The following is a 22,674-nucleotide window of genomic DNA, read 5'->3' on the forward strand; positions in this document are numbered from 1 at the left end:
CGCGTGGAGGATGACCTCGTCGCCCCCTACTGGCACCTGGACCGTCCCGACCCGGCCTCGCGGCGCACGCTGCGCCGCCTGCCCGCGCTGACCGCGCCCGTGCTGCGCCTCATCTGGGACAGCGGGCGCCGCCCGGCGCTGGTCATCCTCGCCCTGCAGCTCGCCGCGGGCGCCGCGACGGCCAGCGGGCTGCTGGCCACCGCCTCGGTGCTCGACGACCTGCTGGCCCAGGGCGCCGCGCCGGAACGGCTGGCGGCCGCCGTGCCCGGCCTGGCGCTCGTCGCCGCGATCGTGGCGCTGCGCGCGGCGGCGGAGGCCGCGGTCGAACTGGCCAGGGCGCGGCTGGAGCCCGCGCTGCGCCGCGCCGCGGAGGAACGGCTGTTCGCCGCCGCGCTCGGCGTGCAACTGGCCGACTTCGACGACGTCGACTTCTACGACGGCCTGCACCGGGCCCGCGACCGCGGCCTGTTCCACCTGGACCGCGCCGTGGCCAACACCATCGACCTGCTCGGCGCGGCCTGCGGGGTGACCGCGGCCGCCGCCGGGCTGGCCGTCCTGCATCCAGTGCTGGTGCCGCTGCTCGTGCTCAGCGTGATCCCCGAGGGATGGGCGGTGCTCAGGGCGGCCCGGCACGGGTACGGCGGCATGCGCGAGATGGTCACGCTCAACCGGCGGGTCGACATGCTGGCCGACCTGGCCACGGAACGCGAACCGGCGGCCGAGGTGCGGGCCTGCCAGGCGCAGCCGTACGTGCTGGACGAATACCGGCAGGTGGCGAACCTTCTGCAGAGGACGGAGACCCGGGTGGGCCTGTCCATGGCCCGGGTCAGGGCGGCGGGGCGGGCGGCGGGCGGGCTGGCCATGGCGGGGGTGCTGGCCGTACTCGGGCTGATGCTGCACTCCGGGTGGATCGCGCTGGCCGCGGCGGGGACGGCCGTGATCGCCGTGCGGGTGGCCGCGACCGCGCTCAAGCAGCTCGCCCAGGCCGCCAACCAGCTGTTCGAGCAGTTCATGTACGTGGCCGACTACCACGACTTCCTCGCCGACGCCCACGCCCGCCGCGCCCCTTCCGGCGGTACGGCGGCGCCCCGCTCACCGGAACGCCTCACGCTGCACGGCGTCGGCTTCACCTACCCGGGCAGCGCCCACCCGGCGCTGCGCGACATCGACCTGACCATCCACGCGGGCCAGACGATCGCGCTGGTCGGCGAGAACGGCTCCGGCAAGACCACGCTGGCCAGGCTCCTGGCCGGCCTCTACCGTCCCGGCACCGGCGCCCTGCGCTGGGACGGCCTCGACACCGCCGGCCTGGACCCCGCCTCGCTCGCCGACCGGGTCGTCCTGGTGCCGCAGCACCCGCTGCGCTGGCCGCACGACGCCAGGACCAACGTCCGCATGGGCCGCCACGACCGCACCGACCCGCATGACCACGCCCTGCGCGAGGCCGCCGCGCTGGCCGCCGCCGACGACGTGGTCGCCGAGCTTCCTGACGGCTGGCGGACGCTGCTGTCGAAGCAGTTCAGGGGCGGTCACGAGCTGTCGGCGGGGCAGTGGCAGCGCCTGGCGGTGGCCCGCGGCCTGTTCCGCGACGGCCCCCTGCTCATCTGGGACGAGCCGACCGCGCCCCTGGACGCCAAGGCCGAGTACGCCGTGTACGAGACACTCCGCAAGATCGCGGGGGAGCGGACCGTGGTGCTCATCACCCACCGCCTGACCAGCGTGCGGCACGCCGACCGGATCGTCCTGCTGCACCGGGGCAGCGTGGCCGAGCAGGGCACCCACGACGAACTGCTCGCCCTGAACGGCCGTTACGCCGAGCTGTACGCCCTGCAGACCGGCAAGGCGGCCCGCCGGTGAAACTGATCCACCCCGGCGAGCCCGGCTACCAGGCCCGGCGCAAGGCGTTCCTCGGCACGCTCACCGAGCGGCTGCCCGCCCTCGTCGCCTGCTGCGCGACGGAAGCCGACGTCGTGGCCGCCCTGGACCTGGCGCGCTCACGCGGGATGCCGTTCGCGCTGCGCGGCGGCGGCCACAGCTTCGCCGACCATTCCTCCACCACCGGCCTGCTCGTCGACCTGTCGGCCATGAAGACCATCTCCGCCGTGCAGAGCGCCGGGACCGGCGCGGGAGAGGTCAGGGTCGGCGCGGGCGTACGCGTCGGCGAGCTGGCCGGGACCCTCGCCGCGCACGGCCGGCTGGTCCCGTGCGGCTGGTGCCAGGACGTGGGCGTGGTCGGCGCGGTGCTCGGCGGCGGCTATGGCGTGCTCAGCCGCCTGTACGGCCTGGGCGCCGACCACCTGCTCGCCGCCCGCGTGGTCCTGGCCGACGGGCGGATCACCGACGCGCCTGAGGACCTGCTGTGGGCGCTGCGCGGCGCGGGCGGCGGCAACTTCGCCGTCGTCACCGAGGTCACGCTGCGCACCCGCCCCATCGTGCCGATCACCGCCGTCCAGGCCATCTGCCCGTACGCCCGCGCCGCCGATCTCGTCGAGGCCTGGCAGCACCACCTGCCGGAGGCGCCCGACGAGGTGAACCTGGAGATCGCGGTCATCTGCGGCGACGAACCGGAGGAGGAGCCCTACGCCGTGCTCTTCGGCGCCGTCGCCGGGACGAAGGAGCAGGCCCGCAAGGTCCTCGCCGACCTCCCGCCCCTGGACCGGGTCACCCTCACGCCCCTGGACGGCCCGGCCGCCGCCCGCCACCACGCCTACGCCGACGGCGGCGCCGGTGCCGTCACCGACCTGCCGCCGGGCGAGCGTCCCGGCCTGCGCCTGAACAAGTCGGGCTTCTTCCCCGGCAGGCTGCCCCGCGCCGCCATCGACGACCTGCTGGAACGGCTGGCCGCCGGCCGCGTCTACGGCGAGATCCGCGACCTGGAGTTCGTCCCCTGGGGCGGCGCCATCGCCCGCGCGAGCGGCGGCGCCTTCGCCCACCGCACCCCGCGCTTCCTGCTGAAACAGTCCGTCCAGGTGGGCTTCCGCGCCTCCGACGTCCGCAGGCACGAGGCCCACGCCTGGTTGTGCGCGTCCTGGGCGCGGCTGTCACCCTGGACACGTGGCGTCTACCCCAACTACCCCGACGCCGACCTGCCCGGCTGGCCTGCCGCCTACCACGGCGCGAGCCTGGAACGCCTGAGAGAGGTGAAGGCCGCCTACGACCCCGGCGGATTGTTCGCTTTCGCGCAGTCACTGTGATCGGCCGGTGCCGCGCGGTGGGAGACTTGCCCGCATGAGCGGTCAGCAGGTTTCCTTCGACGACGTCCTCGCAGCGCGGGAACTGCTCGCCGCGGTGACCGTGCGCACCCCCGTGCTGCCCTCGCGGGTGCTGTCCGACCTGGCCGCGGGCCCCGTCCACCTCAAGTGCGAGAACCTGCAGCGATCGGGCTCGTTCAAGGCGCGCGGGGCGTACGTCCGCATCGCCGGGCTCACCGAGCGGGAACGCGCCCGCGGCGTCGTCGCGGCCAGCGCCGGAAACCACGCCCAAGGCGTCGCCCTCGCCGCCGGGCTCGTCGGCGCCAAGTCCACCGTGTACATGCCCGAGGGCGCCGCGCTGCCCAAGGTCGAGGCCACGCTCGGCTACGGCGCCGAGGTACGGCTGGGCGGCCGCTCCGTCGAAGAAGCGCTGGCCAGGGCGCACGAGCACGCGGCCGAGACCGGCGCCGTCGTCATCCACCCCTTCGACCATCCCGACGTCATCGCCGGTCAGGGCACGATCGGCGTCGAGATCCTCGACCAGCTCCCCGACACGGCCACCATCGTCGTCCCGATCGGCGGCGGCGGGCTGGCCGCCGGGCTCGCGCTGGCCGCCAAGTCGCTGCGGCCCGGCATCACGGTGGTCGGCGTACAGGCCGAGCGGGCCGCCGCCTACCCGCCGTCGCTGGCGGCGGGGCGTCCGGTGCTGCTGGAGCCGTACCCGACGATCGCCGACGGGATCGCCGTCGGCCGGCCCGGCGACCTGCCGTTCGAGCTGATCCACTACCTGGTGGACAAGGTCGTGACCGTGACCGAGGAGGAGATCTCCAAGGCGCTGGTGCTGTGCCTGGAGCGGGCCAAGCAGGTCGTCGAACCGGCCGGGGCGGTCGGCGTGGCCGCGCTGATGGCCCACCCCCGGGCGTTCGAGCCGCCGGTGGTGGTGCTGCTGTCCGGCGGCAACATCGACCCGATGCTGCTGGCCCGCGTGCTGCGGCGCGGCCTGGCGGCGGCCGGCCGCTACCTGGCGGTGCGGGTGCGCCTGCGCGACCGGCCGGGCGCCCTGGCCGCCCTGCTGACCGATCTGGCGGCGCTGCGCGTCAACGTGCTGGACATCGTGCACGAACGTGTGGGCTCCGGTCTCGACGTGGACGAGGTCGAGGTGCAGCTCCAACTGGAGACCCGCGGCCCCGACCACGCCGAGGACGCGCTGGCGGCGCTGCGCAGGGACGGCCACCGGCTGGTCCTCGGCTGAGGCTAGGCGCAGGTCTTCGCGGCCGGGGCGCAGTGGGTGACCTCGGGGTGGCGTGGCGAGGGCCGTTCCAGAAGGGGCTGGGGTTCGGCGCGCAGGTGCAGGTCGAGGAAGGCGCGCACATAGGTGCGGGTGAGCTCGGCGGAGCGGGCCGCCGTCAGCGAGCCCGGCAGCTCCATGCCGAGCGCGCCCGCCAGCAGCGGCACGTCGGTGAACGACTGGTGGTCGCCGCCCGGCAGCACGAGCCAGCGCTTCCAGCCGGTCAGCAGCTTCCAGTCGCGATCCCAGGAGATGTCGCGGCCGCCCGGCTTGTGGCCCGCCGAGCCCAGGAACAACATCGGCCGCGCCAGCCCGCCCTTGGGGATGCGGGCGTAGGTGGTGCCGTCCATGTCGATCCCGGCGCGTACCCGGGAGTCCTTCACCATGGCCGCCACGGCGCCGGCCCCGCCCATCGACTGGCCGGCCATCGCGATCTTCGACGGGTCGATCAGCGAGGAGCCCTTCCACGCCGGGCCGTCCCCGGTCAGCCGGTCGAGCACGAAGGAGACGTCGGCCGCCCGGATCCCGGTGACCCTCGTCCCGAACCCGAAGTCGCTGTCGGCGTCGCAGGCCACGCAGTCGGCGACGCGCCCGCCGGGAAAGGTCGTCGCGTAGTTCTCGTAGGTGTGGTCGACCCCCGCCACCACATACCCGTGGCTGGCCAGGTCCTCGGCCAGGGTCGTGAGCGTGCTCCTGGGCATCGTGAACCCGGGGGAGAGCACCACCAGCGGCAGGCTCCCGTCCCGCCCGGCCGGCGCCGCGTCCGCGAAGGCGTGGGTGCGCGTCCTGCTCAGCAGGTCGTACGGCGAGCCCGTCACCCGCTTTCCCTTCAGGACCAGTTCCGACTCCTTCGCGCTCATGTACGGCACCGGCCGCCCGGAACGTTCCCGGGCCGGATACCACACGGTGACCATGAGCTCCCTGGCCTTTCTCTCCTGCACCCACGGATCGGGACGCGAATCGTCGGTCAGGTGCAGCATGGTGGCTCCCACCGGATGCGCCCCCGTGGGCGCGGGCAACACGGCCGGCCCGCTCGCCTTCGCCGGAGTGGCCCCGGCCGACCGGGGTTCGGCCGGGGCCGAGCAGGCGGAGACGGCCAGCGCCACGAGACCGGCGGCGAGCCCACCTCGCAGCAGCGGCTTCAGGCTCATGACGCACGTCCTCCCGGCAGCAGGGTCAGGGCTTTTTCCAGGGCGGCATCGCGCCCGGCAGCGGCGTCCTGCGGAGTCGGCGGCACGTAGTGGTCGGGTGCCACGCCCACCCGGTCGATCACCTCGCGGTTGGGCGCCAGATGGTGCTTCGACGGGAACGACAACATCGTGTTGTTGCTCAGCAGGTACGGCTGCGCCGGCCCCGACACCGCGCCCGCGCTGCGCGTCCCGACCAGCTTGCCGAGCCCGTGGTCCTTGACCGCGGCGCTGAAGTGCTCGCACGCCGAGGCGCAGGCACGGTCGGTGAGCACCACGAACGGCAGGCCGAGCAGGGCGACGCCGTCATCGGTGCGCATGGTGTCGCAGGCGCCGTCGGCCGCGCACTGGTAGGCGGTGACCTTGCCGTGCGCGAACGCGCCCAGCAGCCGGTTCACCTCGTCTGGGCTGCCGCCGCCGTTGCCCCGCAGGTCCAGGACCAGGCCGGTGAGCCTGCTGCCGGAGTTCAGCCTGGAGATCGCCTTGAGCACCCGGTCGGCGGAGTCGGGGCCGAAGCCGCGCAGCCGTACGTGGGCGATGTCGCCGGTCAGGCGTTCGGCGGTGACCGTCCGCATGGCGGCCGGGTCGGGCCGGAACAGGCCGGGCTTCAGCGTCACCTCCCGGCGGCGGCCGGTGTCCTGGCGCAGCACCCGCAGCCGGACCGGACCGGCCTGCGGATAGCGCGGGTACAGGGCGGTGATCGCGGCGGGAGTGACGTCCTTGCCGGCGAAGGGGGCGGAGCCGTTCACCGACTCGATGATGTCGCCGGGCCGCAGCCCGGCGCTCCCGGCCGGGCCGCCCAGCACGGACGCGACGAACAGCGGGGGCAGGGCGGCGCCGGGGTTGCCGCCGGTCTGGGGGCCGAGGTTCGGCCGGAACCCCAGGCCGTACTGCTCGTCGTCGTAGGCGCTGGGCGCGCGCCTGCCGCCGTGCGCCCAGCGGGCGTGGTTGTCGTCCAGGGCGGCGACGATGGCCTCCAGGGTGGTGACGGCCAGCCGCTCGCGCAGCTTCGCGTCCTGCGGCAGCAGGCCGGTGAGGCGCCGGTAGAGCTTCTCGAACGCCGCCCAGTCGGCCGCGCGCTCACCGCTCATCGCCGGCATGGTGGCCTCGGCCAGGTCGTGCCCGCCGCGGTTGAGTTCCTGGGTGAAGGCGACGAATCCGGCGTTGAGCAGCGTGCGGGGATCCAGCGTGGCCCCGCCGTAGTAGGAGGACAGGATGCAGAGGTAGGCCTGTTCGATGACGTCGATGGTGGTGGGCGTCTCGGCGGCGGGCGGTGCGCCGCGCGGCGGCTCGGCGCACGCCGGCGATCCGGTGGCGCCCGCCTTGCCGGGCAGGGCACGCGGCGGCGTCTGGCCCGCGCAGGCCGCCGTCAGCAGCAGGACGAGCCCGGCGGCCACGGTCTTCGCGCTCATGACAGGCGCCTCCTGATCCACCAGAAGCAGAAGCCCGTCAGGCCTGCCGTGAGCAGGGCGTAGGCGCCGGTCTCGATCGCCTGGAAGGTCCAGAACCGGGCGAAGGGGTGGTAGGTGGCCTGCTGGCGGTAGCCCAGCCGGTTGACCTCGATCATGCATCCGTCCATGCCGCCTTCTCCCGGCGGCGTCACCGAGGGCGGCGCGCACGGCCCCGAGGTCGCGGAGATCGGAACGACGGTGGCTCCGTCGTCGACGGCCATCGGGCGGCCGGAGGGGTCGATCAGCCGGCTGGACAACACCCAGGCGCCGGTGTGGCCGGGGATGGCGTTCTCCAGGGCGACCCGGGGACTCGATCCGTCCCGGGGCAGGCCGAAGAAGTCCACGTTCTCCTGGCTGAGCCGGAAGGACGCCGTGACCGGCGGCAGCAGATGGGGCCTGGCCAGCAGCGGCACGAGGATCTGGAGTGCGGCGAAGACGGCCAGGGTGACGGCCATCGCGGTCAGGGTGCGGCGCACGAGCATCCCGACGGTCACGCCGAGGACGAAGGCGAACGCGGCGTACCCCATGGGGACGATGCCGCGCGCGCCGAACACCAGCGGGTCCATCAGCGCGAACCCCGGCGCGGCGGATTTGTCCAGCGGGCCGGACCACCACGTCACCGCGAGGCTGCCCAGTCCGGCTGCGCCCACGGCGGCCAGGCCGATGACGGTGAGCTTGACGGCCAGCCAGCGGGCGCGGGTGATGCTCTGGTTCCACACCAGCAGGTGCGTGCCCGCCTCCAGCTCGCGGGTGATCAGTGGCGCGCCCCAGAACAGGCCGGCCAGGGCCGGAAGGACGACGCCGACGGCGGTGACCAGGATGAAGGGGGTCTGGTTCTCCTCGAAGAACCGGTCGAAGAAGCGCCCGCAGTCGCCGCCCTCGCCGGTGCAGGCGGCGATGCCGGCGGAGTACTCGGCGGCCAGCCCGGGGCCGGTCACGGCCAGGACGGCGGCCAGGGCGAGCAGGGCCGCGCCCATCATCGCGGCCGCGCCGCGGAACTGCCGCCAGGTCAGCCAGATCATCGCTGAACCTCCAGTGCCGCGCGCCGGGGCGAGGCGGGCTTTTCCATGTGGGCCAGGACGAGGTCCTCCAGGCTGAGCCGGCTGACCGTCCAGGCGGGGTCGTGGATCGGGGACTCGGTGCGCACGATGAAGGTGCTCTGCCGGTCGGTATGGCTGGCGCTGACGATCTCCTGGTCGGCGGGCAGCCGGCCGGGGTCGCGGCGGGGGCCGGTGAGCCGGTGGTGGGTCGCCAGGAGCCGGTCGGCCTCGCCCGCCACCCTCACCCGCGAGTCGACCAGCACGATCAGATAGTCACACGTGCGTTCCAGGTCGGCGACCAGGTGGGAGGAGAGCAGAACGCTGAGCTCGTGCTCGACGACCGCCTCCATCAGGCCCCGCAGAAACTCGCGCCGGGCCAGCGGGTCGAGCGAGGCGACGGGCTCGTCCAGGATCAGTAACCGCGGCCGCTTGGCCAGGCCCAGCGTGAGGGCGAGCTGGGCGCGCTGGCCGCCCGACAGCCGGCCCGCCTTGTGGGCGGGGTCGAGGCCGAGCGCGGCGATCCGGTCGTGGGCCAGCGCGGCGTCCCAGCCGGGGTTGAGCCGGGCGCCCAGCCGGAGATGGTCGGCGACGCTCAGCCCCGCGTAGACGGGGGTGTCCTGGGCGACGAATCCCACCTTGGCGAGCTGGGCCGGACCGTCGGCGGGCAGGCCCCCGAGGACCGTGATGCTGCCCGACGTCGGTGCCAGCTGGCCCGCGGCCATCTTCAGCAGCGTCGTCTTGCCGGCGCCGTTGGGGCCCACCAGCCCGACGACGTGGCCGGCCGGGATGTCGATGGTGCAGTCTCTGAGGGCCCATCGCCGGCCGTACCTCCTGCCCAGCTCGTGGGCCTGCAGGACAGCGGTCATGCTATGTCCTCCTGAGCGGCGGTCCGAAAGGTGTTCATGAACAGGGCCTCGATGCTCTCGTCGTCGAGACCGGCCAGGCGGGCCTTGGCCAGCCAGATCCGCAGCTCCCTGCGCAGCGGCGCGTGGGCGGCCAGCGAGGCGTCGGTCAGCGTCCTGGTGACGAAGGTGCCGACGCCCGGCCGGGCCGCGACCAGGCCCTCGTGCTCGAGCTCCCGGTAGGCCTTGAGCACCGTGTTGGGGTTGATCGCCAGGTTCGCGACCACGTCCTTGACGGTGGGGAGCTGGTCGCCTTCGCGTAGCAGGCCCAGCCGGAGCGCCTGCCGTACCTGCTGGACGAGCTGCAGGTACGGCGAGACGCCCGAGCGGCCGTCCAGGTGGAACTCGATCACCGGTTCTCCCATTTATCTAGTCTCCTAGCACTTTAGGATAATGGATGTTAAGGCGGCGTAAGTAGTGCTCGTATAGGATTTGGGATAATGTCGGGGCCGTGTCACACGTGGTGATCGTCACGGGCGGCGGGAGCGGCATCGGCGCGGCCGTGGCCAGAGCGGCGGACGCCGGCACGCGGGTCGTGATCTGCGGGCGGCGCAGGTCGGCCCTGGACCGGGTCGCGGCGGAGACCGGCGCGCTGCCGATCGTCGCCGACGTCACCTCCGAGCAGGATGTCGGCGCGCTCGTCGCCGAGGTGGTCGCGACCTTCGGGCGGCTGGACGGCGTGGTGGCCAACGCCGGGGTGATGCGCTCGGGCACCGTGCTCACGCTGACGCCCGAGGACTGGGAGACCAGCCTGCGCACGAACCTCACCTCCGGCTACCTGCTGGCGCGGGCGGCGCTGCCCCACCTCATCGCCGCTTCCGGGGCGTTCGTCGCGGTGAGTTCCATCGCGGCGCTGCGGGCGCCCGCGGGCGCCTCCGCCTACGCCGCCTCCAAGGCCGGGCTCACGATGCTCACCCAGACGATCGCCGCCGACTTCGGCCCCCGGGGCGTGCGGGCGAACGTGGTCTGTCCCGGCTGGGTGCGCACCGAGATGGCCGACGAGGAGATGCGCGAGTTCGGGCAGCCGCTGGGGCTCGACCGCGAGGAGGCCTACGCCGAGATCACCCGCCTGGTGCCCCAGCGCAGGCCCGCCGCTCCGGAGGAGGCGGCCGCCGCCGTGGTGTGGCTGCTGAGCGGCGCGGCCTCCTACGTCAACGGGGCGGTGCTGACCGTCGACGGCGGCACCACCCTGCTCGACCCGGGCACGCTGCCTTTCGACTTCAGCATTCGCCCGCGTGGCGGCTGAGCCGGTACTCGTGGGGCGCCAGCCCGTACCCCGCCTTGAACACGCGGCTGAAGTGCGCGGCGTCCGTGAACCCCCAGCGCGCGCCGATGGCGCGCACCGCCACCTCGCGTGAACCGGGGTCGAGCAGGTCGCGGCGGCAGCGCTCCAGGCGCAGGTCGCGGATGTACCTCGACACCGTGACGCCCTCGGCGCGAAACAGCTTGTGCAGGTAGCCGGGGGAGATGTGGCAGGCGGCGGCGATCGCCCCGGGCCCGAGCCCGGCGTCGCCGAGGCGTGCCGCGATGACCGACTTGACCCGCTCCCGCAGCAGGGACGCCGGAGCGGTGGTGTGTTCGCCCAGGCAGGACGCGTACAGCGTGGCGACGAGGTCGACGACGTTGTCGGCCAGCCGGGCCGCGGGCGCGCCGCCGATCTCGTCCAGGTGACCGGCCAGGTTCACCAGCAGCGGGCAGACCACGCCGCCCAGCCCACGCCCGCCCGCGATCGGCCGCGCGGTGACCTCGCGCATCGCCCGCTGCGGCAGGCGCAGCTCGCCGCGCGGGAACATCGCCACGATCACCCTGCACGTCCCGTCGAAGACGACCTGGTACGGCCGGCTCGTGTCGTAGATCGTGAGGTCGCCGGGCAGCAGGGGAGCGTCGCGGCCGTCCTGCCGGATCCGCACCCGGCCGCTGACCGGCAGGCTCAGCTTGTAGAAGCCGGGGCCGGCCGAGCTCCTGACGTGCCGGTCGGTGCGTTCGGCGCGGTGCGGGCCGGCGCTCACCTCGGTGACGAGGATGTGGCCGATCCTGCGACCGGTGATCTCGCCGGAGCAGCCCCGCCGGAACTCGAAGTCGAGCGGGACGAAGGAGCGCGCGACCGTGTGCCGCCAGAGCTCTTCGCGATCCCGCGCCGGGACATCGCTCGTCCGGAGCCTCATATAGGAAACCGTACATGAACAGGCAACGAATGGATGCCCCCGGACAAGGCGCGATCGGCGCCTCGCGTTCATGCTCGGGTCATGACGATCACGCTGGAGGGCTCCTCCCCACCCCGGCTGCGCACCCCGGGCCGGCTGTTCATCGGCGGCACGTGGCGCCCGGCGGCCGACGGCCGCGAGTTCGCCACCCTGGACCCGGCGACCGGCGCCGAACTGGGCACGGTCGCCGACGCCGGTGCCGCCGACGTCGGCGACGCCGTGACCGCGGCCCGGACGGCGCTGCACGACCCCGCCTGGGCGCGCATGTCACCGTCGGCGCGCGGCCGCCTGCTGTGGCATCTGGCCGACCTGATCGACGCCCACGCCGACGAACTCGCCCGCCTGGAGAGCCACGACCAGGGCCAGCCGCCCGGCGTCGCGCGGGAGATCTCCGTCCGGGGCACCGCCGAGCACTTCCGCTACTTCGCCGGCTGGACCACCAAGATCGAGGGCGCGACGATCCCGGTGTCGCTGCCCGACGTCCTGCACTACACCCGCCGCGAACCGGTGGGCGTCTGCGCGCTCATCACGCCCTGGAACTTCCCGCTCATGATCCTCGCCTGGAAGCTCGCGCCGGCGCTCGCCTGCGGCAACACGGTCGTGATCAAACCGGCCGAGCAGACGCCGCTGACCGCGCTGAAGCTGATGGAGCTGTGCGAGCGGGCCGGGGTCCCGGCCGGAGTCGTCAACCTCCTGACCGGCGGCCCCGGCACCGGCGCGGCCCTGGCCGCCCACCCCGGCGTGGACAAGGTGTCGTTCACCGGCTCCACCGAGACCGGCCGCGCCATCCTGCGGGCCTCGGCCGGCAACCTGGCCCGCGTCACCCTCGAACTCGGCGGCAAGACCCCGGTGATCGTCGCGGCCGACGCCGACATGGAACGGGCCGTGGCCGGGTGCGTCCAGGGCGCCATGTTCAACAGCGGCCAGGTGTGCGCGGCGTACTCACGCTTCTACGTCGACGCCCGCCGGGCCGCCGAGTTCACGGAACGAGCCGCGGACCTGGCCGGGCGCGTCGTCCTGGGCACCGACACCGGCCCCCTGATCAGCGCCGGACACCTGGACCGGGTCGACCGGTACGTACGCGAGGGCGTCGCGGCCGGGGCCTCCTTGCTGACCGGCGGCGCCCGCGCGGACGGCCCGCTCGCCGGCGGCTACTTCTACCGGCCCACCGTCTTCGCCGGGGTCGGCGACGACATGAGCATCGCCAGGGAGGAGATCTTCGGTCCGGTGATGTCGGTCCTCACCTACGACGACCCCGCCGAACTCGCCGGGCGCGCCAACGACAGCTCCTACGGCCTGGCCGCCTCCATCTGGACCGGCGACCTGACCACCGCCCACCGGCTGGCGGCCGACATCCGGGCCGGAACCGTCTTCGTCAACATGCTCCACACCCCCGACCCGGCGGCGCCGTGGGGCGGTTTCAAGAACAGCGGATTCGGCCGCGAGATGGGGGCGTACGCGCTGGAGGTCTACACCGAGGTCAAGGGCGTCTACATCAATCTCGCGCATTGACTTCGAGTGAAGTGGCTGTAAAGCTCACAGCGAGAGAGCGCTCTCACGCCGAGTCCGCCACCCCCCGAAGAAGGACCTGCCGTGAGACTCACCCTGTTAGCCGGCGGGGCGCTCCTCGCCGCCCTCGTGATCGTCCCGTCGTCCCCCGCGCATGCCGTACCGACGCCGCCGCCCGACACTTCCACCGCCGACCAGGCTCTCCGGCGCGACCTGGGCCTGACCCCCGCGCAGGCCCGGGTCCGGCAGGCGCACGAGGCCGCCGCGGCCGTGGTGGAGCGCCAGGTGCGCGGCCGTCTCGGCGACCGCTTCGCCGGCGCCTGGTTCGACGCCGCTCAAGGACGGCTCGCCGTCGCGGTCCTGACCCCCCGCGACGCCGGCCTGGTCCGTACGGCCGGCGCCCTGCCCGTCCAGGTCTCCAGAAGCGAGAAGGACCTCGCCGCCACCAAGGCCAGGCTCGACCAGGCCGGACCCGGCGAGAACGTCCACTCCTGGCACGTCGACCCGGCGGGGAACACCGTCGTGGTGTCGGCCGCCGACATCTCCTCGGCCGAACGCTTCGTGAAGAAGGCCGGAGTGGCCGCCGGGGACGTGCGGATCACCGTCTCGCAGCAGCCGCGCACCCTCTACGACCTCCGCGGCGGCGACCAGTACGTCATCAACGGCAACACCCTCTGCTCGGTCGGCTTCGCGGTCAGCAACGGCGGCTTCGTCACCGCCGGTCACTGCGGCGGCGCGGGCAGCCCCACCCTCGGCTACAACAACGTCAGCCAGGGCACCGTGGCGGGTTCCTCCTTCCCGGGCGACGACTACGGCTGGGTACGCACCAACGGCGACTGGACGCCACGCCCGTGGGTCAACAACTACGGCGGCGGCAGCGCCGTGGTGGCCGGATCGCAGGAGGCCGTGGTCGGCGCCTCGATCTGCCGCTCCGGCCGTACCACGGGCTGGCGTTGCGGCGTCGTCCAGGCCAAGAACGTCACCGTCGACTACGGCGGCGGCGCCCTGGTGTACCAGCTCACCCAGACCTCCGCGTGCGCGCAGGGCGGCGACTCCGGCGGCGCCTTCATCAGCGGCGACCAGGCACAGGGCGTCACCTCGGGCGCGTCGGGCAACTGCTCCGGCGGCGGCAGCACCTTCTTCCAGCCGGTCAACGAGATCCTCGGCGCGTACGGCCTGAGCCTGACCACGACCGGCGGAGGAGGCGGCACGAGCCGCATCGTCGGCTGGCAGAACAAGTGCATCGACGTCCCTTACGGCAACGGGGCCGACGGACAGGCCCTGTGGCTCTGGGACTGCAACACCAGTCCCGCGCAGAGATGGACGTTCCCGGGCGACGGCACCATCCGCGCCTTCGGGTTGTGCATGGACGTGGCCTGGGGTTCCAGGGACAACGGCGCCGTCATCCAGCTCGCCCACTGCAGCGGCAACCCCGCGCAGCAGTTCGTGCTGAGCGGCGCGGGCGACCTGGTCAACCCGCAGTCCAACAAGTGCGTGGACGTCAAGGACTGGGGCGGCAGCGGTGCGGCGCTGATCCAGTACGAGTGCCACGGCGGCGCGAACCAGAAGTGGTGGCGCGGCTGATCCTGGCGGTTCTGTTACCTCTTCCCGCCGGCTCCCGTCATACAGGCGACGACTCGTCGACCGACCAGGGAGTGAGAGCAGGATGCTGACCACCATCATGTACGTGACGGTCTACGTCACCGACCAGGACCGCGCGCTGACGTTCTACACCGAGGGGCTCGGACTGGAGAAGCACGCCGACTTTCCGGGCCCCGACGGACGTTTCCTCACCGTCGGAGTCCCCGGAACCCCCGTCAAGATCATTCTTTGGAAGCACGCGCCCGCCTCGGGACAACCGGCCGAGCCGGGCGCCGCGCCCGGTCCGCTCATCCTCGAGTCGGACGACCTGAGGAAGGACTTCGAGGTGTTCCGCCGGCGAGGCGTGACCTTCGACGCGCCCGAGCCCGTGGACTACCCTTTCGGCGTTCGCATCGAGGCGGTGGATCCGGACGGCAACCGGATCTCCCTCCGCCAGCAGCACCGCGTCAACCGCTGACGTCCGCGGATCCGGGGAAGGGGGGCCAAGGTGACTGACGTGTTCGAAGCCCAGCGTGACCGGCTGCGCGCGCTCGCCTACCGGGTCCTCGGATCGCACGCCGACGCCGAGGACGCGGTTCAGGAGGCCTGGCTACGGCTCGCCCGCCAGGACCCGGCGGCCATCGGCAACCTGGCCGGCTGGCTCACCACGGTGGTCGGCCGGATCAGCCTCGACATCCTGCGAGCCCGCCAGACCCGCCCCGAGGCGGCCTACGACGACCCGCTGCCCGAACTCGTGGTGACGGCCGACGACGGCCCCGCGCCGGAGGACGACGCGGCGCTCGCCGACTCGGTCGGCCTGGCGCTGCTCGTCGTCCTGGACTCGCTGAAGCCGGGGGAGCGGCTGGCGTTCGTGCTGCACGACCTGTTCGCGGTGCCGTTCGAGGAGATCGGCCAGATCCTCGGCAAGTCCACCGACGCCACCAAGATGCTCGCCAGCCGTGCCCGCAGGAAGGTGCGGGCGACCGGGCGGCCGCCCGAAGCCAGACGGGAACAGCGGGAGGTGGTCCGGGCCTTCCTGGCGGCGACCCGGCACGGCGACTTCGAGGGGTTGCTGCGCGTGCTCGACCCCGAGGTGAAGCTGACCGTCGACACCGCGGACGGCGTGGTCGTCGTCCTCGGCGCCACCAAGGTCGCCGCCGGAGCGCGGCTGTCGGCCACCGCGGCGGCGCGGGGACGTGACGTGCTCGTCAACGGCCGGCCCGGCATCGTCTCGTGGCGAGAGGACGGCGCCCCGCTCTCGCTCATCGCGTTCACCGTCGCGGGGGGCAGGATCGCGGCCATCACGATCGTGACCGACCCGGCCAGGCTCGCCTCCCTGGACCTGCCAGGTCCCCACGAGGGCTGACCGAGGGGGGTGAGTTCCCGGCCCGCGACTACACCCCGGAACGCCGGGCAGCGCAGGAGTGCCCAACCCTCCAGCGAACGGAGACACCATGGCCACCGTGACCCTGATCCTGCTCATCCTCGCCCTTGCGTGTTTCGTCCTCGCCGCACTCAACGTCGCGGCGCCGAGGATCAACCTGCTCGCTCTCGGCCTGGCGCTCTGGATCCTGACGGAGATCATCCCGAAGATCGGCGACCTGTAGAAAGCCCGGCTGGATCGTCCGGCCGCGTCACCTGATGGATTGTTCCCCGCTCAGTGGCAGAACCAGCCAACGGCGGCCGCCTCGACAGAGTGCTCACGTCTCAGGTTCCACGGTGAGAAGTGGCATGTGTCCCATTTGGCATGAGGTTGACAGAGCACTACATGAAGATATTTCCATCCGTAGAGTCTCGGTAAGTACTCGAAGGCGGGGACGAGTATTCATTGCAGAGCCTTCCGTGGATGGCTCGGAGTCTCCGTCTGAATGGCCTGCCAAAGATGAAGGAGATTCTCATGAAGCGCAAGATTGCTCTGGCCGCAGGCGCTCTGTCGCTGGGCATTATGGGATTCGGAACATTCGCGTCGCCCGCTCAGGCCACTCCCGAAGCCACCGTCGAAGTCATCGACAATGTCTCGGCCGCGGCCGACAGGTTCCCGTGCGACAACAACCGGGTGTGTCTCTATGAGCACGACGGCTTCACCGGCCGTCCCTACATTCAGATCACGCTCGCGGCCGACGGTTGCGGGAATCTCCCGAGTGCCTACAACAACTGGGCGAGTTCCATCAAGAACACCTATGACCGATCCGTCTGGCTTTACGACCGCGCGAACTGTTCCGGTTCGCCCGGCTACACCGCACGGGCCGAAAGCCAGGACAAGGACCTGACGAACAACGGCTTCGACAACAAGACCTCCTCGCTCTACAGGCTGTAACACCTTCGGGTATCAAGAGCAGAAGGAGATCTGAATATGTCGCTCCGGCGATGGCGCGCGGTTTCGGCGCTCGTGCTCCTCGCCGGAGCGGCCTGCGCGTGCTCGGCGAAGCAGGCAGGCGCGCCGCCGAAGCTTCAGCCGAGGGTCGCCGTTCCGGAAGCGCGGCGCCTCGTCCTTCCCTTCGACGCCTACAACTTCAGCCCGGCCGAGATCATGACCCTTGAGGTCGCCGATGATCTTCTCGTCGGCGACTGCATGCGAGAGCGCGGGTTCGCCTGGCAGGCGCTTCCGGGTCCCGCCGAGAGCGAGATCGCCCCGCCGCACCGCCGCCGCTACGGTGTCATCGAGCCGGAGGTGGCGGACGTCTTCGGCTACCACTTTCCCGCCGACCGGCCGGCGGTGGCCGCGTACAAGTCCCGTGACCTCGAAACACGGATCACCGGAGCGCCGCCGAAGGTGCGCGACGCCGCAGGGGAATGCCTTGACCGAGCGCGCGACCGGCTGACGGCGCGAGTCCCGGAGGCCGACGGCGCCTTCTTCAGCGAAACCATCTACTCGGCCTTCGACGCCTCCCAGCGCGACGAGAAGGTCACCCGGGCCTTCCGGGCCTGGAGCGCGTGTATGGCCGGCGAAGGCTTCCACTACCCGGACCCCCTCGCGGCGATCACCGACAGGCGCTGGTCGACGAAGGCGCCATCCGCGTTGGAGATCAGAGCGGCTCGGGCCGACGTGACATGCAAGGCGAGAACCGGCCTCGTGTCCACGTGGGCGGCGGCGGAAGAGCGCATCCAGAACGACGCCATCCGCACGCATCCGAAGAAGTTCCAGGCGCTGAGGTCGGTCAAGACCGCCCAGCTCGAGGCCGCCCGCCAGGTCATCGCCGCGCGGTGATCCGGCCGGTCATTCTCCGGAGGACGCCGCCCGTTGAGTAAGGGGGTACTCTGGCGCCCGCGGAAACCGGGCCGGACGGTGAGCTCATGTTCATCGTCAAGGCGGCCATGGCCGCGGTCCTGCTGTCGGTCTCCACGCCCGCGACCACGAGCGCGCCTGTGCTGTGGTCCGTGATGGAAGCCTCCTTCCCCCGTGGCCAATGCCTGCGCCACAGCGACTTCCTGCTCGATCTCGACTTCTGCCCCACCTGGACCAGGCCCCTCCCGATGTCGCAGGCCGGCCTTGTGGCGGAGGTCGCCAGAGACCCGTGGAAGGCGGACTTCCTGTTCGGCAACAAGCCGGGGCTGGCGGGATTCGGCAGCCATTCGTACAACTCCTACAACTATCCCGACCACTACATCCGGCACCAGAACTTCCGCATGCGGATCTCGAAGCTCCCGGCGGCCGGAGCGCCGGACCACGTCCAGTTCACCAAGGACGCGTCCTTCTACGAGTGGTGGCCGGGGATCGCCGGGGATGCCGGCGAGCCGCTGTCCAGCGTGTCGCTGCAGTCGTACAACTTCCCCACGCAGTTCGTCCGGCACAGCAACTATCGCTTCCACCTCGGCGACATGCGGCACGAACGGATGACCATCCGGCAGGACGCCACGTTCGTTCACCATCTGATTCACGCCTGCCTGTGGTGCTAGATCCCCGAACGGGCCATGGCGCCCAGCAACCCGTCCAAGGCTCTCTGGGACGTCCGCAGCCTGCCGATCGTCTCGGCGATCCTGGCGCGTTCGCGGCGGAGCTGGTTCACCATGCCGGGGCACGGCGTCGGTACGGCCCTGCCGCCGTCGTCGTGCATGCACCGCAGCAGCCGGCCGATCACCACGGTCGGCAGCCCGGCCTCCAGGAGCAGGCGGATGTGCCGGACGGCGACGACGGGGGCGTGCCGGAGGTGGTGGTCTACAACGCGGCGGTGATCCGGCCCGACCGGCCGGGGGAGCTGTCGCTCGACGGCCACCTGGGCAGGTGGGCGGTGAACGTGGGCGGCGCGCTGGTCACGGCCGCGCGCGTGCTGCCCGGCATGGCACGCTCCGGCGGCGGCACGTTCCTGGTCACCGGCGGCATGCCGGAGCCCAAGGCCGGATACCTCAGCCTGTCGCTGGGCAAGGCCGGGCTCCGCACGCTCGTGGCCGCACTCGACGAGGAGTACGGCCCGGCGGGCGTACACGTGGCGGGCATCACGGTGGGTGGTGTGGTCGCCGCCGGGACCGCGTTCGACCCCGGGGACCATCGCCGAGCACTACTGGCGCCTGCACCTCCAGCCGCGCCCGGCATGGGAGCACGAGGTCACGATCGGGGACCGGGGCGCGCGCGTCACCTGAGCCCGTCGAAGAAACCCGACAGGTCCTCGGCGAGCTGCCCGGGCGCCTCCATGGCCGGGAAGTGGCGCCCGCGCTCGTGCTCGACCCAGTGCACGTTCTCGGCAGGCTCCAGCAGGCGGCGTACGGTCGGGTCGGCGCCGAAGACCGAGTATCCCTGTGGCACGGTGGGCGGCGCGCCCCAGTCCGAGGCGTGGTACTGCTCGTACAGGAACCGGGCGGCCGACGGGCCCGTGCCGGTGAACCAGTAGATGCTGACGTTGGTGATCAGCTGATCGACGTCGATCGGCAGGTCGGTCCAGGCGTCGAAGCTCTCGGCGATCCACGCGAGCTGGAGCACCGGCGAATCGGTCAGTCCGAATCCCAGCGTCAGCGGGCGCGTGTTCTGGATGGCCAGATAGCCGGAGTCTTCCTTTCTGAACTCCTCCATGCGGCTGAGAGCAAGTTTGTCGACCTCGTCGTCCGGATTCAGCCTCTGGGAGACCCACGGCAGGAACGTCGCGGTGGCCGCGGCGGTGTACGGGTCGGTGACGAGATGGATGCCGGCCACGTGCTCGCCGTCCAGCGCGCCGAGGGCCCCGGAGATCCCCGCGCCCACGTCACCACCGTGCACGCCGTACCGGTCATGGCCGAGCGCGGCCATCAGCGACGCCCACGCCCGCGCGGTGCGGCCCATCGCCCAGCCCGGCTCGCGCACCGGAGCCGAGAAGCCGAACCCGGGCAACGACGGGATGACCAGATCGAAGCCGCGCTCCAGCAGGAGGGGAATGAGCTTCTCGAACTCGGCGAACGAACTCGGATAGCCGTGGGTGATCAGCAGCGGCAGCGCGTCGTCGCGGCTGGAGCGCACGTGCGCGTAGTGGATGCGCTGCCCGTCGATCTCCGTGACGAACTGCGGCAACCGGTTCAGCCGCGCCTCGGCGGCCCGCCAGTCGTATGCGAGGCGCCAGTACTCGGCCAGTTCCCTGACCCGCTCCTGGGCGATGCCGTGCCCCAGTCCCGGCATCGCGTCAGGCCATCGTGTACGGCCGAGCCGTTCGATCAGGTCGTCGACGGCGGCGTCCGGGATATCGAGGTGAAATGTCTGAATGTGCGCGCTCATGGCCTTCTCCGTGGTGGTCGCTGCGCGAGAGCCCCCGCTTGCCCGCCTGAACCACCATGCCGGAGCGCGACACGGCAGGGTATCCGCCAACCGCGTCCGTAATCGCGCATTACGGATAGACAACTGGCTTCCCCTCGTGTTCCGGAAACGGCAGGATATGCGCCATCGGCATAAGGGGGGCCACGTGCTGGTCGATGAGATGCATGACCTGGTCACGCGGCATTTCGCGCCGCATCGGCTGAAGGTGCGCGAACTCAGCCCGGACGGCGCGCGCTACCGGCCGCTGCACCGGGGGACGCTCACGATGCAGACGCTCGCCTACGGGGCGGAGATCAGCGTGAGCGTGCGCGACCTGGAGGACTTCTACATCCACGTGCCGCTGCGAGGCCACGGGCGGCTGAGCGTGGACCGGCGCGAGCTCTGCACCCCGATCACCGTCATCGGCCCGGGGCAGCGGCCCGTCATGAACTGGAGCGTCAACCACGAGGTCCTCATCGTCCAGGTCCCGCAGGCGCAGGTCGAGCGGACGCTGGCGGACTACCTCAGCGGCCCGTCCCCGCGCGTGCCCGTCTTCGAGCCGGAGATCGCCCTGGACGGCCCGTTCGGCGGCGCGCTGCGCGGACTGGCCGAGGGGGTGCTGTCGTTCACGGCCTCGCCGCTGGCCGCCCACCACATGGAGCAGTTCCTCCTGCACACGATGGTCGCCTCGCACGCCGGGAACTTCGCCGCCGTCGTGGCGGAACCCGCCCCGCTCGCCGGTCAGGCGGCACTCCGGCGGGCGCGCCGCTACTGCGAGGACCATGCGGGGGAGCTCGTCTCGCCGCGTGACATCGCCGCGGCGGCCCGGGTCAGCGTACGCACCCTGCAGGCGAGCTTCCGTGAGCACATGCAGACGACCCCGATGGCGTACCTGCGCGAGGTCCGCCTGGCCAAGGCCCACGCCGACCTGCGGGCGATCGCCGAGACCGGCGCGTCGACGAGCGTCACGGACGTGGCATTGCGGTGGGGCTTCCCCCATCTGAGCCGCTTCGCCGCCCACTACTTCCAGAAGTACGGCGAGCTGCCCTCCACCACCCGCCGCCCCAGCTAGGGCAGCCCTCGCGGCACTCGGCTGACGACCGGCACATGCGCCTGCGTCGCCCATGCCCTTGCGAACCTTACTCTGTAAGGGTAAGGTCGGCCTCACTTGCCCTTACGGTGTAAGTGGGGGTGGGTTCCGACCTATACGAGAAGAGTGCTATGAAGGTAAACAGGCGCGCGGTCGCCATGGCCGGCGCACTGGTCATCGTGGGCATGATCGCGGGAATGCTGAGTGTCGTTCCCGTCATCGAGGAATCGAACTTCCTGGCGCTCATCCCGGCGCACGAGAACCAGGTCATCGTCGGCGCCGTTTCCCAGTTCATCATGATCCCGGCCTATGTCGGGTTCGCGCTGTGCCTGTACCCCACCTTGAGGAAGGTGAATGAAGCGCTCAGCCTGGGATTCCTCGGATTCAGGCTGATCGCCGCGACGTTCCATTTCATCGGCGTGATTCTTCTGCCCCTGTTCCTGGTGCTGGGCCAGGAATTCGCCCACCAGGGCGCGGCTCACCTTGAGACCATGGGCGAGCTGCTCAGGGCCGCGCGTGACTTCGTCAACCATGTCGCGCTGATCATCTCGCTGGGTCTCGGGGACCTCTTGCTGTTCGGGATGCTGTATCGATCGAGACTCGTTCCTCGCTGGTTGTCCGCCTGGGGTCTTGTCGGGGCCGGGGCGGCCATCCTGGCCAGCGTCTTGGTGCTGGTCGGCGTGACTGACGTCGTCACGCCCGTCTACCTGGCCATCAATGCTCCACTGGCGCTCCAAAGCCTGGTCCTGGCCATCTGGTTGATCGCCAAGGGCTTCGACACCAGGCCATGGACCGCGGCCCACGAACGCGTCGCCCGGCGCGCCTGACACCCCCGGCCGGCCGGCGCGCCGGGAACCCGGTGTGCGCCCGGACGCGCGTGGCGTCGCCGCGACGGCCAAGCGCCCGGCGGCCTCCGGCCGATGCTTCCCGGCCGGGAGTCCAGTCCGCCTCGGCGTCCAACGGCGCGTAGAGCGGCCTTTCCCCGGCCGCGCGGACGCAGTCGTCGGCGGACGCGTCCGCGCGACCGGGAAACGCGTGGATGACGATGTGGATGACGATCGCCAGTGTCCCGGCGCGCGCCTAACGTGCAGATCGGCTTTCGGCAAGCCCGCAAGGGAATCCGGGGCCTTCACCAGGCGACGCCACAGGTGCACGTAAAGGCGCAGGCCGGCGTGGCGGGGACGGTTATGAAGGTGATCAAGCTCGCCCCGGCCCAATCAGGAAAGAGGGAGCGCCTGAAGGCCGGCGCGCATGAGAAAGACCCCGCCCGGCGAACCGGGAAGGGCCTTTCTCGGCGAATGAAGCCAATGTGATTGTTGCCTTCACGGTGGAGTCTATCCGGTGAGCCGCTGAATCGCGCGGGAATATCACCCGAATCGCTGCCCCGTGATGTCGAGGTCGTCCGCCTTGATCGCCCCGGCGGGCTGATCCGCGAATACGGGCACCTGGGCTCGGTGCGAATTCGCCGGCCGAAGGCTCCCGCATATCGAACAAGATCTCTTACGGCCTGCCGCAAGAAAGACAGGGAATCGCGAA

The 22,674-nt window shown here is 71.8% G+C and carries 22 protein-coding genes; 14 read left to right on the forward strand and 8 right to left on the reverse strand.

Features of this window, described 5'->3' with window-relative positions; all coding sequences use genetic code 11:
• Nucleotides 1-3: 3 nt before the first annotated feature.
• The 3 genes from ACIBKY_RS25300 to ilvA are packed head-to-tail and all read left to right on the forward strand — an operon-like array spanning nucleotide 4 to nucleotide 4,443.
• Nucleotides 4-1,857 carry an ABC transporter ATP-binding protein gene (locus ACIBKY_RS25300; protein WP_397099998.1) on the forward strand — a complete coding sequence of 618 codons (1,854 nt, stop codon included), beginning with the start codon at nucleotides 4-6 and terminating at the stop codon, nucleotides 1,855-1,857.
• Nucleotides 1,854-3,194 carry an FAD-binding oxidoreductase gene (locus ACIBKY_RS25305; RefSeq protein WP_397100000.1) on the forward strand — a complete coding sequence of 447 codons (1,341 nt, stop codon included), beginning with the start codon at nucleotides 1,854-1,856 and terminating at the stop codon, nucleotides 3,192-3,194. The genes ACIBKY_RS25300 and ACIBKY_RS25305 overlap by 4 nt, the downstream gene beginning before the upstream one ends.
• A gap of 34 nt (nucleotides 3,195-3,228) precedes the next feature.
• A complete protein-coding gene (gene ilvA, locus ACIBKY_RS25310) occupies nucleotides 3,229-4,443 on the forward strand; it encodes a threonine ammonia-lyase (RefSeq protein WP_397100002.1) in 1,215 nt (404 codons plus the stop codon).
• A gap of 2 nt (nucleotides 4,444-4,445) precedes the next feature.
• Here the strand turns inward: ilvA and ACIBKY_RS25315 are convergent, their stop codons facing one another.
• The 5 genes from ACIBKY_RS25315 to ACIBKY_RS25335 are packed head-to-tail and all read right to left on the reverse strand — an operon-like array spanning nucleotide 4,446 to nucleotide 9,424.
• On the reverse strand, nucleotides 4,446-5,630 hold the full coding sequence (locus ACIBKY_RS25315) for an alpha/beta hydrolase family protein (RefSeq protein ID WP_397100004.1): 1,185 nt from the start codon (nucleotides 5,628-5,630) through the stop codon (nucleotides 4,446-4,448).
• Nucleotides 5,627-7,078 (reverse strand): S41 family peptidase, encoded by a 1,452-nt coding sequence (locus tag ACIBKY_RS25320; RefSeq protein ID WP_397100006.1) that lies wholly within the window; start codon nucleotides 7,076-7,078, stop codon nucleotides 5,627-5,629. The genes ACIBKY_RS25315 and ACIBKY_RS25320 overlap by 4 nt, the downstream gene beginning before the upstream one ends.
• Entirely contained in the window at nucleotides 7,075-8,139 is a 1,065-nt protein-coding gene (locus tag ACIBKY_RS25325; protein WP_397100008.1) for an ABC transporter permease, read from the reverse strand. The genes ACIBKY_RS25320 and ACIBKY_RS25325 overlap by 4 nt, the downstream gene beginning before the upstream one ends.
• Nucleotides 8,136-9,023, reverse strand: a complete 888-nt coding sequence (locus tag ACIBKY_RS25330; RefSeq protein ID WP_397100010.1) for an ABC transporter ATP-binding protein — start codon at nucleotides 9,021-9,023, stop codon at nucleotides 8,136-8,138. The genes ACIBKY_RS25325 and ACIBKY_RS25330 overlap by 4 nt, the downstream gene beginning before the upstream one ends.
• Nucleotides 9,020-9,424, reverse strand: a complete 405-nt coding sequence (locus tag ACIBKY_RS25335; RefSeq protein ID WP_379636833.1) for a GntR family transcriptional regulator — start codon at nucleotides 9,422-9,424, stop codon at nucleotides 9,020-9,022. Before ACIBKY_RS25335 ends, ACIBKY_RS25330 begins: the two co-directional genes overlap by 4 nt.
• A gap of 86 nt (nucleotides 9,425-9,510) precedes the next feature.
• Between ACIBKY_RS25335 and ACIBKY_RS25340 the strand changes: the two genes are divergently transcribed.
• Nucleotides 9,511-10,305: an SDR family NAD(P)-dependent oxidoreductase gene (locus ACIBKY_RS25340; protein ID WP_397100012.1), complete on the forward strand. Its 795-nt coding sequence runs from the start codon at nucleotides 9,511-9,513 to the stop codon at nucleotides 10,303-10,305.
• Here the strand turns inward: ACIBKY_RS25340 and ACIBKY_RS25345 are convergent.
• A complete protein-coding gene (locus tag ACIBKY_RS25345; RefSeq protein WP_397100014.1) occupies nucleotides 10,280-11,224 on the reverse strand; it encodes a helix-turn-helix domain-containing protein in 945 nt (314 codons plus the stop codon). The two genes, ACIBKY_RS25340 and ACIBKY_RS25345, sit on opposite strands and share 26 nt — an antisense overlap.
• A gap of 81 nt (nucleotides 11,225-11,305) precedes the next feature.
• Here ACIBKY_RS25345 and ACIBKY_RS25350 point away from each other — a divergent pair, with 81 nt between their 5' ends.
• The 8 genes from ACIBKY_RS25350 to ACIBKY_RS25385 all read left to right on the forward strand — a co-directional run bounded on the left by ACIBKY_RS25350 (nucleotide 11,306) and on the right by ACIBKY_RS25385 (nucleotide 18,250).
• Nucleotides 11,306-12,775, forward strand: coding sequence for an aldehyde dehydrogenase family protein (locus tag ACIBKY_RS25350; protein WP_397100016.1), 1,470 nt, complete (start codon nucleotides 11,306-11,308; stop codon nucleotides 12,773-12,775).
• A gap of 81 nt (nucleotides 12,776-12,856) precedes the next feature.
• Nucleotides 12,857-14,356, forward strand: a complete 1,500-nt coding sequence (locus ACIBKY_RS25355) for a ricin-type beta-trefoil lectin domain protein (protein ID WP_397100018.1) — start codon at nucleotides 12,857-12,859, stop codon at nucleotides 14,354-14,356.
• Between the two features lie 82 nt (nucleotides 14,357-14,438).
• Nucleotides 14,439-14,831 carry a VOC family protein gene (locus ACIBKY_RS25360; RefSeq protein WP_397100020.1) on the forward strand — a complete coding sequence of 131 codons (393 nt, stop codon included), beginning with the start codon at nucleotides 14,439-14,441 and terminating at the stop codon, nucleotides 14,829-14,831.
• A 30-nt stretch (nucleotides 14,832-14,861) separates the two neighbouring features.
• Nucleotides 14,862-15,719: a sigma-70 family RNA polymerase sigma factor gene (locus ACIBKY_RS25365; RefSeq protein ID WP_397100022.1), complete on the forward strand. Its 858-nt coding sequence runs from the start codon at nucleotides 14,862-14,864 to the stop codon at nucleotides 15,717-15,719.
• A gap of 88 nt (nucleotides 15,720-15,807) precedes the next feature.
• The gene (locus ACIBKY_RS25370; protein ID WP_397100024.1) at nucleotides 15,808-15,960 is read left to right on the forward strand and encodes a hypothetical protein; all 153 of its coding nucleotides are present in this window, start codon (nucleotides 15,808-15,810) and stop codon (nucleotides 15,958-15,960) included.
• A gap of 290 nt (nucleotides 15,961-16,250) precedes the next feature.
• Complete coding sequence (locus ACIBKY_RS25375; protein WP_397100026.1) at nucleotides 16,251-16,670, forward strand: peptidase inhibitor family I36 protein; 420 nt, start codon at nucleotides 16,251-16,253, stop codon at nucleotides 16,668-16,670.
• 36 nt (nucleotides 16,671-16,706) lie between these two features.
• Nucleotides 16,707-17,561, forward strand: coding sequence for a hypothetical protein (locus ACIBKY_RS25380; protein ID WP_397100028.1), 855 nt, complete (start codon nucleotides 16,707-16,709; stop codon nucleotides 17,559-17,561).
• Nucleotides 17,562-17,647: 86 nt separating this feature from the next.
• The gene (locus ACIBKY_RS25385) at nucleotides 17,648-18,250 is read left to right on the forward strand and encodes an AbfB domain-containing protein (protein ID WP_397100030.1); all 603 of its coding nucleotides are present in this window, start codon (nucleotides 17,648-17,650) and stop codon (nucleotides 18,248-18,250) included.
• Here the strand turns inward: ACIBKY_RS25385 and ACIBKY_RS25390 are convergent.
• Together ACIBKY_RS25390 and ACIBKY_RS25395 are read right to left on the reverse strand one after the other, a co-directional pair.
• The gene (locus ACIBKY_RS25390; RefSeq protein ID WP_397100032.1) at nucleotides 18,247-18,840 is read right to left on the reverse strand and encodes a hypothetical protein; all 594 of its coding nucleotides are present in this window, start codon (nucleotides 18,838-18,840) and stop codon (nucleotides 18,247-18,249) included. The genes ACIBKY_RS25385 and ACIBKY_RS25390 overlap by 4 nt on opposite strands.
• 83 nt (nucleotides 18,841-18,923) lie before the next feature.
• On the reverse strand, nucleotides 18,924-20,030 hold the full coding sequence (locus ACIBKY_RS25395; protein WP_397100034.1) for an epoxide hydrolase family protein: 1,107 nt from the start codon (nucleotides 20,028-20,030) through the stop codon (nucleotides 18,924-18,926).
• 184 nt (nucleotides 20,031-20,214) lie between these two features.
• On the opposite strand from ACIBKY_RS25395, the gene ACIBKY_RS25400 reads away from it, so the two are divergent.
• Both ACIBKY_RS25400 and ACIBKY_RS25405 read left to right on the forward strand, forming a co-directional pair.
• Nucleotides 20,215-21,120: an AraC family transcriptional regulator gene (locus tag ACIBKY_RS25400; RefSeq protein ID WP_397100036.1), complete on the forward strand. Its 906-nt coding sequence runs from the start codon at nucleotides 20,215-20,217 to the stop codon at nucleotides 21,118-21,120.
• A gap of 149 nt (nucleotides 21,121-21,269) precedes the next feature.
• Nucleotides 21,270-21,965, forward strand: coding sequence for a DUF4386 domain-containing protein (locus ACIBKY_RS25405; RefSeq protein WP_397100038.1), 696 nt, complete (start codon nucleotides 21,270-21,272; stop codon nucleotides 21,963-21,965).
• Nucleotides 21,966-22,674: the final 709 nt, after the last annotated feature.

Source organism: Nonomuraea sp. NPDC050394 (genome assembly GCF_044459065.1).
In the GTDB taxonomy this organism is placed as follows: Bacteria; Actinomycetota; Actinomycetes; order Streptosporangiales; family Streptosporangiaceae; genus Nonomuraea.